The sequence below is a fragment of the Bacillus sp. ISL-77 genome (assembly GCF_018613105.1).
The window spans coordinates 1-12,464 of sequence record NZ_JAGGQY010000041.1; the positions used below are offsets into that span (position 1 = coordinate 1).

At 36.4% G+C, this 12,464-nt stretch carries 12 protein-coding genes and 1 tRNA gene; 3 read left to right on the plus strand and 10 right to left on the minus strand.

All coding sequences use genetic code 11. The annotated features are described in order from the left end of the window. Nucleotides 1-166: 166 nt before the first annotated feature. Entirely contained in the window at nt 167-1,036 is an 870-nt protein-coding gene (locus J7E77_RS17320; RefSeq protein ID WP_214715986.1) for a LysR family transcriptional regulator, read from the minus strand. A gap of 176 nt (nt 1,037-1,212) precedes the next feature. Here J7E77_RS17320 and J7E77_RS17325 point away from each other — a divergent pair, with 176 nt between their 5' ends. Next, nucleotides 1,213-2,169, plus strand: a complete 957-nt coding sequence (locus tag J7E77_RS17325) for a DMT family transporter (RefSeq protein ID WP_214715987.1) — start codon at nt 1,213-1,215, stop codon at nt 2,167-2,169. A 284-nt stretch (nt 2,170-2,453) separates the two neighbouring features. On the opposite strand, the gene J7E77_RS17330 is transcribed toward J7E77_RS17325, so the two are convergent. From J7E77_RS17330 to J7E77_RS17340, 3 genes are all read right to left on the minus strand, one after another. Continuing rightward, nucleotides 2,454-3,038 carry a BREX system Lon protease-like protein BrxL gene (locus J7E77_RS17330; protein ID WP_214715988.1) on the minus strand — a complete coding sequence of 195 codons (585 nt, stop codon included), beginning with the start codon at nt 3,036-3,038 and terminating at the stop codon, nt 2,454-2,456. 327 nt (nt 3,039-3,365) lie between these two features. Further along, a complete protein-coding gene (locus J7E77_RS17335; RefSeq protein WP_214715989.1) occupies nt 3,366-4,346 on the minus strand; it encodes a tyrosine-type recombinase/integrase in 981 nt (326 codons plus the stop codon). Between the two features lie 188 nt (nt 4,347-4,534). After that, nucleotides 4,535-4,631, minus strand: a tRNA-Sec gene (locus J7E77_RS17340). A gap of 327 nt (nt 4,632-4,958) precedes the next feature. Here J7E77_RS17340 and J7E77_RS17345 point away from each other — a divergent pair. Further along, nucleotides 4,959-5,384, plus strand: a complete 426-nt coding sequence (locus J7E77_RS17345; protein ID WP_214715990.1) for a DUF2621 domain-containing protein — start codon at nt 4,959-4,961, stop codon at nt 5,382-5,384. 443 nt (nt 5,385-5,827) lie between these two features. On the opposite strand, the gene J7E77_RS17350 is transcribed toward J7E77_RS17345, so the two are convergent. Continuing rightward, entirely contained in the window at nt 5,828-6,307 is a 480-nt protein-coding gene (locus tag J7E77_RS17350) for a CcdC family protein (protein ID WP_214715991.1), read from the minus strand. Nucleotides 6,308-6,504: 197 nt separating this feature from the next. After that, on the minus strand, nt 6,505-7,212 hold the full coding sequence (locus J7E77_RS17355; RefSeq protein ID WP_214715992.1) for a cytochrome c biogenesis CcdA family protein: 708 nt from the start codon (nt 7,210-7,212) through the stop codon (nt 6,505-6,507). Nucleotides 7,213-7,491: 279 nt separating this feature from the next. Between J7E77_RS17355 and J7E77_RS17360 the strand changes: the two genes are divergently transcribed. Next, nucleotides 7,492-7,668: an aspartyl-phosphate phosphatase Spo0E family protein gene (locus J7E77_RS17360; RefSeq protein WP_214715993.1), complete on the plus strand. Its 177-nt coding sequence runs from the start codon at nt 7,492-7,494 to the stop codon at nt 7,666-7,668. 92 nt (nt 7,669-7,760) lie between these two features. Here J7E77_RS17360 and J7E77_RS17365 read toward each other — a convergent pair whose 3' ends face one another. From J7E77_RS17365 to sirA, 4 genes are all read right to left on the minus strand, one after another. Further along, nucleotides 7,761-9,554 carry an ABC transporter ATP-binding protein gene (locus tag J7E77_RS17365; protein WP_214715994.1) on the minus strand — a complete coding sequence of 598 codons (1,794 nt, stop codon included), beginning with the start codon at nt 9,552-9,554 and terminating at the stop codon, nt 7,761-7,763. Nucleotide 9,555: 1 nt separating this feature from the next. Next, the gene (locus tag J7E77_RS17370) at nt 9,556-11,307 is read right to left on the minus strand and encodes an ABC transporter transmembrane domain-containing protein (RefSeq protein WP_214715996.1); all 1,752 of its coding nucleotides are present in this window, start codon (nt 11,305-11,307) and stop codon (nt 9,556-9,558) included. Between the two features lie 186 nt (nt 11,308-11,493). Next, a complete protein-coding gene (locus tag J7E77_RS17375) occupies nt 11,494-11,709 on the minus strand; it encodes a YneF family protein (protein ID WP_088086539.1) in 216 nt (71 codons plus the stop codon). A gap of 71 nt (nt 11,710-11,780) precedes the next feature. Beyond that, nucleotides 11,781-12,221, minus strand: a complete 441-nt coding sequence (sirA, locus tag J7E77_RS17380) for a sporulation inhibitor of replication protein SirA (protein WP_214715998.1) — start codon at nt 12,219-12,221, stop codon at nt 11,781-11,783. Nucleotides 12,222-12,464 lie beyond the last annotated feature (243 nt).

Genomic DNA, 12,464 nt, shown 5'->3' on the forward strand with positions numbered 1-12,464 from the left:
GTGAATTTTCATAGTAGTTCAAGTACATTTCTTCACAATCTTGCTTGTTATAAACATTTTGGAAATTTTTTCAATAAAATTTAAATAATTAATATCCAGCTTGTTTCATAATTTTACTTTTTATGGGTTGATAATCTATTGTAATTTTGTGATAAAAAGTCTGCTATCATTTCACTTGAAATACTTTTTTTGCTTCTTCAATGAAAGATTTAACTATATCAGGACTTTCTTTTAGTGAAAGAACAGCGAGCCCAATATTTCTCCACACTGATGGATAGAGAGGAATTGGAGAAACGCCTGTCAATTCATTTGGGAGAACCTTCTCTGGAACAATTGTCCATCCTAACCCTTCCTGAACCATCGACAATACTGTACCCATATCTCGTACCTGATATTTAATATTGGGTGAAATGCCTATTTTTGCAAAAGTTTCTATTATAAGTGGCTGACATCCACCTTTTGGCATGATAAATGGTTCATTTTTAACGTTGGATACATCAAGAAAATTGGATTCAAAAAGATGATGTTCGGGAGGTAGAACAGCATAATATTGATCTCGACTAACAGGAATAACTTCAAATCCATCTTCTTGTGATGTTGTGAAGGCAATGTCTATTGATAACGAATGGAGCCATTCCAATACTTCTTCATCCGTACCTTCAAAAAGAACAATCTCTACGTTAGGATGTTTTCGATGAAAAGAGGCGAGGATTTTTGGAAAAAGCCTGCTTGCCGCACTCGGAAAACTCCCAATCCGAATCTTCCCTTTCTCCATATTAGAAAACTTTTGTGCTTCTTCTGAAATACGATTTACCCGATACAATATTTCTCGGCAGTGACCAAGGATTCGTTCCCCACTTTCAGTTAATGTGATTCCATTTCGTTCCCTAACTAAAAGCGGAATTTCCAATTCTGATTCTAAACTGGATATTGCATGACTAACTCCTGACTGTGTAATATCTAACATTTCCGCTGCTTTGGTAAAACTACCTGTTTCCACAACAGCAACCAGTATACGAATATGCGATAAGTTCATGAATTCACCTCATGGTTATATGATTAACATTAATTTGACTCATATTATAAAGGATATTTATAATAAACGAAAGATTGTTAACCGATTAAATCCTTTATAGCCTTTCTAGGGAGGTAACAATAAAAAGTTTTGATTTTAAAGAGGGTCACATCAGATTTAAAGGGGAGGAATCATAGATGAAAGGAAATAAATTTCTAACAGGTATATTAATGTGTTTAATAGCTGTTACATCTTGGGGAGGAATGTTTCCTGTAATGGGAAATGCCCTAAAGATAATGGATCCATTTTATTTCACTTTACTCAGATATGGTATAGCAATGGTTGTATTGGTACTTTTGCTAATCGTAATTGAAGGAAAAGGAAAATTCTCTACGGAAGGCAAAACAATAAAATTATGGTTTCTAGGAACGATGGGTTTTACAGGTTTTAGTTTTCTAGTATTTTTAGGGCAAAAACTAGCTGGACCATCAGGAACTGTAATAGCTGCGGTAATAATGGCGGTTCAACCACTTCTTGGAGTAATCGTGAATTGGGTAACTAAAAAAGGCTCGCCTAAACTATTTACAGTTCTGTTTATGTTAACAGGATTGATAGGTGTTGTTATGGTTATTTCAAAAGGAGATTTAAGTGTCTTTGTTTCAGAGGACGGCAATATGTTTGCTTATCTGATCATACTTATAGGTGCATTGTGTTTTGTCATCTACACAATGGGTGGAAATTCTTTTCCAGAATGGTCGCCATTGAGATATACAACAGTAACTACGATTTTTGGAACCATCTCAAACATTATTTTGGTAGGTTTAGCAACATTAATTGGTTGGTTAAAGGTTCCAACACTTTCAATGATTGGTGGTGTTTCAGGTTCCCTCCTGTATATGGCACTGATTGCGGGGGTATTAGCGATTTTTGTTTGGAATACTGGTAATCGAATTATTACGCCTATAAATGGTATTCTCTTTATGAATATGGTTCCTGTAACTACCTTTATTATCTCTGTTATTCAAGGTTATCACTTGTCTCCGTTTGAATTAATCGGAGCTTTAATCACAATAGCTAGTTTAATCGGGAATAATTTATATATTAGAAGTTTTAGTAAGCAAACTTCTGCACAACCAAAGGTAAAGAATGCGTAATAAATGGGAGGCTAGGTTTACCTAGCCTCAGTACTTGAGGATAAGGTATTTTTCTTTGTAACCTTTTATTAGTTCAGGATTTATACAACTAAAGCTTGTTTGTGTGAATGTGGTATTATATAAAGATTTCCATTATGTTCCTTGTTCCACTAAACTGCCCGTTAGTTTAAGTGAAAACCTTCACAATCTCTACTCTATATTTCAACGTAAATATCCAGGTATGAAGTGGTAAACTGTCTGTCATTAATTGGTATACTTTTTGTCATTCAGTGGTAAAAACTATGTCAAGGATGGTACATTTCATTGGCTGTAATCACCATATAACCCTTCATGATGTTAACACCATCTTTTTGTTCAAAGGATACACCAGATACCTCATCAAAACAGATAACATCATATTGACATACGAGCCCCCTTTGACCAGTCGCATTATTCACAAACATCCTGGCAACCGTCGCTTTTCCACCTGAAATTAGATGTGCATATGGGGAAACTTGTTGAAACAAATGGCTCTTACCAGTACCTCGTGGACCTAATTCTACCAAATTATAATTTCTTTCAACCAAAGGTAACATCCGTAGGTGAAATGAATCTTTAGCTCTATCTGAAAGCGAAATAGGTTCAATACCTATACTCCTAAGTAGAAATTGTTTCCATTCAGCTGTACTGAAATTCTCCCTCGCTTTTGCTAACACATCCAATACATCTCTATTAGACAGTTGAATTTCCCTTAAGTGCTCAATCCCAAAAGGTCTTCCATTCTTTTCTTGAGCGATGACTGCATCATATTCCAAAGTGATTTCTGCATAAAATCCACCTGTAAACCAAAAAGGGGGGTGGCCACCGAAAGATGTGAAAAACTTACCCATCTTAGACTACTTCCCCCTCAAAAAAATATCACTTTTAATCCCTAATAAGGCGTCAAGTCAGGAATGTGTTATTTAAATATGGTATAAGCTTCAATCAAATTTGATATCTATCATACTGATTGGATCTATTAAGGCCTCTTATATTGAAGGCTGGTTGATGTTGTATTTCCGATACATTTTGGCAGGAATTTCGAAAATCAATTGTATAATTAACTGCCTAAAATCTTCCTATTACCAGTAAAGGATTTACTCTTTTCATGTGGTTAAATAGTATAACGGTCGGTCTATTAAAGCGAAAATTTCTTTACGCGAACTTAATTTGTATGATCATCTTCTAAATAAATTTCTAAGTGGGGAAAAGGAATTATGTTGTCTTTTAACATCAGAATCTGTCATCTGAATATATTTACGAACCATTGACATATCACTATGCCCTAATATTTTTTGCAAAGAGAATGGATCACCACCATTCATAATATAGAATAATGCACCCGTATGTCTAAAAGTATGAGGAGATACTCTCTTATTAGATATACCAGCCATTTCACCTAATTCTGTTAGTCTTCTTCTCCATGTATTACTAAGAATTTCTCTACCATCATATGAAACAAATAGGTATTCGCTACCGAAATCGTCTGATTCCCTCATATATTCTTCTAAAAGCTTAAATGTCTTTGTTGAGATTGGAACACTCCTACTTCGTTTTGTCTTCGTTTCATGCGGTTCCAGTTTGATATACCCACTCTTTAAATCCACATTACTTCTCCTCATGTTAAGAAGTTCCGATATTCTAACCATTGTATCTAATAATACATAGATCATTACTTTATCACGAAATCCTACGAACCTTGAATCATCGATCTGATTTAGTAACGCTTTTATTTCAGCTGGTGTAAAGGATTGTATTTCATCTTCAGGAGTTTTAATGGGCTTAAATTTTTCGTGAATAGGTATTTCAATCCATCCTTCTTGATAACAATGTCGCAAGAAAGCACGATTGGTTCTGATACGTACATTTACAGTAGTTGGTTTTAAACCTTGGTCATTAAGCATATAACCAATATAATTTCGAAACAATTCAACAGTAACTTCTTCATTAGGTACATCTCCTTCCAAGTAATCATTGAGATAATGAAAATGTTCATAATAGCCTTGGATTGTAGGCTTTGCCAAACCCTCAGTTTGTTTGAAAGCCATAAATCGCTCAAACATTTCAAACAGTGTCATCTTTTGTTCAGTTTGTTTAAACCGTTTAATATTCTGAGTACTTCTTGAACCTTTTCGCTGAGATTTTCTAACAGATTGCATAAAAAAAATCCACCTTTCATACAGAATTTAGTGGATTTGACACACTAGTACTCCTAAAATCAGTCGCACTAGTACTATGTAATTTTCAGAAAAAATACTGGTGACTTTTTACTTTCAACTCACTGTTCAAACAGCCGGAAGAACAGAGCTTAAAAACAGTCGAAACCCTTGATATAACTGGGTTTAGTTGGCGGGACTGCGTGGGAATCGAACCCACCAGACCTGGCACGCAGGTCTCAAGCAGTTTTGAAGACTGTGGAGGACACCAGTACCCCATTCAGCCCCATGGATGTTATAATATCAAAGATGTTTGGACTACAGTAACACAGTCTTTTGGCGAAAGAAACAAATTAATTCGCTTCCCTATCAGTTGATATCATATTACTATGGAATATGGTGATAATCAATAGAATCAATGGATTTGTCATTTTTTCGACAAGCTTTTCATCAGGAAACTACAGAACAATAACCTGTTTAGCGCGCATTCACAATGATTCGATTCTTGATTAAAATCTTAAGTATAATTTCATTCAATTTTGTACAATACTTGTCTTAATTCATAAAAACAGACTATAATAAGAAGAAAAATAGTTATCTTGTAGGTGAATAGATATGCTTCATGGTTGGTTTCTATGGTTTATCCTGTTCTGGGTATTTTTCCTAGTTGGCTCATTTGCCATCGGTGGATTTTTTATGTTCCGAAAGTTTTTGAAGAAGATGCCGAAAGAAGATGGCAAATCAGTTATGGATTGGGAAGAACACTATGTAAATGAATCGCGGCACTTGTGGGGGCCCGAGGAGAAAGAACTCCTAGAGGATTTAGTCAGCCCTGTTCCCGAATTATTCCGCGATGTTGCCAGGCATAAGATTGCCGGAAAGATTGGCGAAATCGCCCTTAAAGAAAGAGCTCCTAAAATCACTCAGGACCTCGTCATTCGTGGATATATTCAAGCCACACCAAAAAGAGATCATAAATTTTTACGAAAAAAGCTGTTTGAAAATAGAATTGATGTTGCTCCTTTTGAGCATCTATTTTAACCGTCTAGCTAATAGATGGTTTTTTATTTTGACATCAACGGACTCCATTGGATACATTTTTCAGACTTTTTCCCTAACTATTGTCGTCAACAGCCCTCATTAGCGACTCATTCCACAACTTTTTTCTGATTTCTTTCGCCAATAGCTTTTATTGGAGACACTTCTCATTGTTTTTCCCTAAATTTTGTCGCCAATAGCCCTCATTGGCGACACTTTTCACTGATTTTTGTCGTCAATAGCCCTCATAGGCAACACTTTTCACTAATTTCTTCTGATTTCTGTCGCCAATAGTTTTTATTGGAGACACTTCTCATTGTTTTTTCCTAAATTTTGTCTCCAATAGCCCGGAACTTTGCAAACATTTTCGACTAATATTTCAAACTCATTATTTAACAAATCCAAAAAGAAAAACTGATCCAATAAAGGACCAGTCTCTCACATAATTATAATTGCTTATCACCATGAAGTTGCCTAAAAAGCTTTTTGTAGTCCATATACATCGCAATTCGCCATGGGACAATCATACAATAGGCAAGGAAAAAGAACATTCCGCTTAATTCTCCAAAATCAATGGTTGCACTAAGCACCGACTTCATAACGAGACGAACCACTAATAGTCCAATTAAAATAAAGAAAAATGCTTTCGATCGCTTTAGATAAATATCGTTATCGCGGATCTCAAACTTCGAGGTTTTAATGAGTAAAATAGAAAATAGCATCCCTACGACCGCTGCCTCGATCATTTCTGATCCACTTAGTCTAAATTGCGGTTCGATGTACATTAAAGCCCCACTCGACATGAAGAATGGCGGAAGGATTATCTTAAGAGCATTCGTGGGTTTCTTTGCAGCTTTCATACGGACAACCAAGGCAAGGGTGCCCATAAAAACCGCTCCAATTGAAGAAGCAACAACTAAGTTCATTAGATTCATTCCTTATCTAATATATTTACTAACCCATTATATCTCAAATAAATTCATTTGAAAAAAATTATCTCATGATAAAATGTTCCCATTTCTAACACACAGGTGATCGATACAAAAAAAGGAAAAAACCTCCTAAGGAAGTTCCCTTTCAAAGAATATAATATTTTTATATATTTATCATTTTTGAGTTTACATTAGAACCCCGTAAAGCCACCAAACATTTCTGAAAAAATAGTAATGATTTTAGTCATCCAGTCAAAGAATAGGACAATCCCCATTACAATCATTATGTAACCGCCAATTTTTACAATTTTGCCGCTGTTCTTCTTAATCCAAGTCATGCGGCCAAGGAAGAACGAAAGGATAAAGAATGGTATGGCAAAGCCTAGACAATAGGCAATCATATACATCATACCTGAACCTGGATTTGTGGCTGCTAGGGAAATAACAAACGATAGAATCGGACCTGTACAAGGCGTCCAACCAGCTGCAAATGCCATCCCAATTAAAACAGAACCAAAATAACCTGAAGGACGATTTTTAAATTCAATGCGGCGATCGTTCATCATAAACTTCGGATTTAAAATTCCTACGATCACTAAACCAAAGAAAACAATAAAAATTCCGCCTAGTTGACGAATAAGATCTTTATACTGTAAGAAAAAGCTTCCTAGAAACGAAGTTCCAAATCCAATCGCAATAAAAATAATCGAAAAGCCTAAAAGGAAAAATAATGTGTGGAGTAGACTCCGTTTTTGAAGCATCGCATTTTCACTTTTTAGCTCCCCAACAGACATTCCTGTAATGTAAGAGAGAAATGCAGGATAAAGAGGTAAACAACAAGGTGAAATAAAGCTTAAAAATCCTGCTCCTAATGCTAAAAATATATTTACATCTGACATATTAACACTCCCACTATAGTCGATACGTTTATATTCTAACAAATGTTTGATATAAATGATAATGGTTAACTTGAATATTTTGTGTCGCCGCTTGTTTTTCTGTTCATCTGAAATAACCCCCTTGTTAAAATATATGCATAAATTCGTTGGATATTTATTTACAAATGTCTTTGAAAAAATTTACATCATGGGTTATACTAGTAAAACCAATGTCATTTTGATATATTAGTAGTCTATTTGCACCATAATTTAGGAGTTACTCCGGAAAGGACATCGGCCGTGACAAAAAATGATTTAGTTACATTAATTGAAAAAAAACGAGCTGAATTAATTCAAGTCGCCATCACCAACGGCTTGACATCCTCCGTTGCAATTCGCTACAGCCAGGAACTTGATCATCTCTTAAATGAATATCATAGAATATATATAAACAAGATGCCTTCATCTGCCTGTTAAAAGAAAAATCCTTGTAAGTTGCCACCATAAAAAATAGACAATAGACCTATAAAACGAGTAAAAGCCTGGCTTCGCCGCCAGGCTTTTTTCCATTAATTCACAACATCCTCCAGACGTTCAACCGCTCCGTTTTGCAAAAGGAACATTTTATGGTACAAGCCACCCTGGGCAAGCAGTTCTTGATGGGTTCCCCGTTCAACAATTTCCCCCTGATGCAAAACTAAGATTAAATCAGCATCCTGAATGGTTGACAGGCGATGCGCAATGGCAATAGTCGTTCGCCCTTTTCGCATTTTGGCGAGTGCGGTTTGAATGGCTTCTTCTGTTTCTGTATCTATATTCGCGGTCGCTTCGTCGAGTACCAATATTTTGGGATTAGCGGCGATTGTTCGGGCAAAAGCGATTAATTGCCTTTGACCGCTTGAAAATGTGGTACCACGCTCGACAACCTTATGTTCAAAGCCATCCTCCAACTTTTCAATAAAGGTGTGGACTTGGACAAACTTTGCTGCTTCTTCGACTTGTTCATCCGTCATCTCATTCGAATGAAGGCGGATATTATCCTTCACCGTCCCGTAGAACAAGAATGGATCCTGTAAGACTAAGCCCATTTTCTCCCTGAGTTCTGTCTTTGTGAAGTTCCGAATCGATTGACCATCAATCAAAATGTCCCCCCGTTCATACTCATAAAAACGCATTAACAAATTGATAATCGAGCTTTTTCCACTTCCGGTATGGCCAACCAGTGCGACTGTTTCACCAGGATTTGCCATGAAGGAAATAGATTTTAGCACATCCCGTTTTCCATCATAGGAAAAACTTAAATTCTTAAACTCAATCATTCCTCTTTCAATGGAATTGGTCCGCTCTTTTTTTTGTATTGGTGCTAATTCTTCCTCATCCAACAGTTTAAAAACACGCGAGCCAGCGACAATCGCTTGTTGGTACAAGGAAAGCCTCATCATCATCTGATTAACCGGTTCGAAAAAACGATCCAAATAATTTATGAAGGCATATAACACGCCGATTTCCACCATATGGTTAAAAGACGTTATTCCAAAATAACTTAATACAATGATTAAGCCCAAAATATAGATTAAATCAATCGCTGGTCTTAACAGGAGGCCATCTATTTTGATATTTTTCATTCCTGCCTGATAGTGTTGGTCATTAATAGCTCCGAATTCTGCCCGGAGTCTTTTTTCCTGCCGAAACACTTGAATTATTCCCATTCCAGATAATGATTCACTGAGCTTGGCATTCAATTGACTCAGCCGTTCGCGCATATCAAGGTAAAATCGTGAACTTAATTTTCTGTATAGGTTCATGACAAACAATAATAACGGAAGGATCACGACACATAATAAGCCAAGTTTGATGTTCAGAATAAACATCGCAATAAAAATACCTAGTAATAAAAATCCACCTTGGATAAACGTTGCAATAACGGTAACAAACATGTCTTTAATGGCTTCGGTATCATTGGTCACCCTTGAAACGATACTTCCTGCTGGGGTCTTATCAAAATACTTTAGCCCGAGCGACTGTACTTTAGAAAAAACATCAATGCGCAGCTGTTGGATAATTTTCAAAGCCAGTTCCTGGAATTTAACCAATTGAAAAAACATGAGAATCGCTTTAATCATTTGGATTGACATGTACGTGGAACCTAGGATCAAAAGTGGCTGAAACTCTAGCTTCCCAGGAGTTAAATAATCATCGATAAATATTTTTACGATAATCGGTAAAACAATATCGCCGATCGTTGTTAATAGTAAGAAGATAAATGCTGTGACAATCGTTTTTTTATGTGGTTTCGTATAAGAAAGCAAACGGAATAAAATATTTCTTTGTTCACAATCTGTAAGCTGAATTTTCTCATCCATCTTAATGCCCTCCATGCTCAACCAACTCTTCTAGCTGCTGGCGTAAATACATTTCCTTATACCATTCACCCGATTCCATCAATTCTTCATGTGTACCTCTTTCCACAATCTTTCCATCCTCAAGAACGAGAATGAGATTTGCGTGTTGAATGGCACTTAATCGGTGTGAAGTAATGATGGTTGTTTTTCCTTCCCTATTCTGTTTTAATGCTGAAAGAATGGCTTCTTCTGTTTTTGCATCTACTGCAGATAATGAATCATCGAGTACTAACACTTCTGGCTTCATCAAAATAGCCCGGGCAATCGAAATCCTTTGCTTCTGCCCGCCCGATAAGGATACCCCACGCTCTCCAACAACCGTTTGATAGCCTTCAGTAAATTGAAGGATATCAGTATGGATATTGGCAAGCTTAGCGGCATTCTCGACTTCCTCTATTGATGCCCCGTGGTTCGTAAAGGCGATATTTTCACTAACAGAGGCTGAAAACAAGAAATGATCTTGCGGTACATAACCAATGGCCTCGCGTAATTTTTCAAGCTTGTATTCCTGCAGAGATTTCCCTCCAAATCTAATTTCACCTTGATAACTATCAAACTCACGAATGAGCAGTTTTAAAAGAGTGGTTTTACCAGCACCGGTTTTACCAACAATGCCCACCGTCTCGCCGGTATGTATCGAAAAATATATATCCTTTAAAACCGGTGTGGTTTCTCCAGGATAGGTAAAGCTAGAAAGATTGTATTCAATATCACCCGCGGGCACCACGTTTAAGGCCCCCTCCTTATCGGCTATATCTTCTTTTTCTTGAAGGAGCATGGAAACTCGGTCATAGGAAGCACTGCCTCGCTCAACAATATTAAATAACCAGCCAAATGCAAGCATCGGCCAGATGAGTAAACCTAAATATGTAGTAAACGAGAGTAATTGCCCGATTGTTAGTTCCCCATTAAGCACGTATTTTGCACCAAACACAATCGATAAGAAAAAGGAAATACCAACAATGATCGAAATCGTCGGATCGAAAAGAGAATCAATTTTTGCGACAGTGATATTTTTTTGGACGACATCTTCTGATTGCTTCCGAAAATCCTCGATATCTTCATTTTCCTGGCCAAACGTCTTAATCACTTTAATCCCAGTAATACTTTCCTGAGTTTTATCATTTAATGACGAAAATGCTTCCTGTGCCTGATAAAAGGTTCGATGGAGCATTGTTCCAAACCAGCTCGTAAGTATTACCATAAAGGGCATCGGAATTAAACAGATTAATGTTAACTTCCAGCTAATCGTAAATGCCATTGCACAGATAACAAACCCACCAGTTGAAAGAGAATCAACGAAGGTTAGCACGCCTACGCCCGCTGTTTGTTGAATGGCTGACAGATCGTTTGTGGCATGTGCCATTAAATCCCCTATTCGACGTTTTTGGTAAAATGATGGCGACATATTTGTAAAATGATGATACAGCCGATTTCGAAGCAACTTACTTAACTTAACTGATGATCCAAAAATCATAATTCTCCAGTAGTACCTAAGGAAATACATTGCAAGGGCAACAATAACTAATACGGCCATCCACTGCAAGAGAATTCCCGTTGTCATCGTCCTATTCTTAATTTGGTCAGCAATGATTCCTATGATCTTTGGCGGCACCAGTTGCAATATAGCTACAAGCATTAGGAGGAAAATCCCGGATATATACGCTTTTTTCTCCTGTTTAAAATACCAGCCTAATTCTAAAAATACTTTCATTAAACCGCCCCCAAATCACGAGTAATCGATCTGCCAAAAATTGAATATGTTGTTAATTAAAGTTATTCGGAAAAATAATCCAACGGACTGAGGTTTAATTTTACCAAATTTTTATAAAATAATAAAGATTTAGAATATTTTTATCAGCACGAAAAAAGCACCCATCTACATGAGTGCTTTTCCGTTTTATTTTGATTGTTGTTTGTTCATGGCAGCCATCATTTGGTTGATCTTCTTTTGAGATGGTTTTTGTCCCATTTGCATCATCATCATTTTTAACATTTGTTCATTGATTGGCGGATTTTTCTTTAAGTAGCTCATCATATATTTACGAGCAATGAAAAATCCTAGTGCTACACCAGCTGCTAATGCTAGTATACCAACTAGAATGTAATAACCCATATTCAACTTCCTCCTTCATGTTGTCTACCATACAGTGTACTAAATAAAACACGATTAGACAATATCTGCAATTAGATAAATTTTCTTTCCTTTATCGGCTTTAACCAACCGTAACGCTGATGTTCAAGGTCTAGTGCCATAAAGGAAGACTCACATTTTCTTAGAACCTCAAAAAAAGCCGTCTCTGCTTCATAGCTGCCTTGTGCATCAATAGTAATTAAGTCTTGAAAAACCTCTAATTTAGCCGTACTTAGTTTTCCGCTTAATTCAATCGAATATGCACCATGCTCTGCTTTAAAACCCTTAATTTTTCCAAGTTGTTTTTGAATAAGTTGATGGATCTTTAGTACCTCAACCTTTTTGGTTATATAGGAAATTTGTTTTTGTGTAATAAATTTAAGTTCGCCGTTCGATTTATGATGTTCATGAAAAAGTTGGAAAAATAATCGTTCTCTTCCGAAGTAATGGGTCGCAAATTCATCTTCTATTAAATATAGCTGATATTTTCTCACCACTGTTCTCTCCTTCGTTGATTACCCTTTTTACTATTATAAAAAAAGACAAACGAAACTTTTGTCTTACGACGGCAAAAACTTCCACTATTTTTGTCGATTAGCAGGATTCTAAACTATTCTTCTATAAATTCGGTAGATTTGTTGAATTTTCCTGCAAACATTAACTTTGTTCATAATATTGTTGATATTCCTGGCAATTCAGACACAAAAAGGAGAGCGGAATAACTCCGCTCTCCCTAA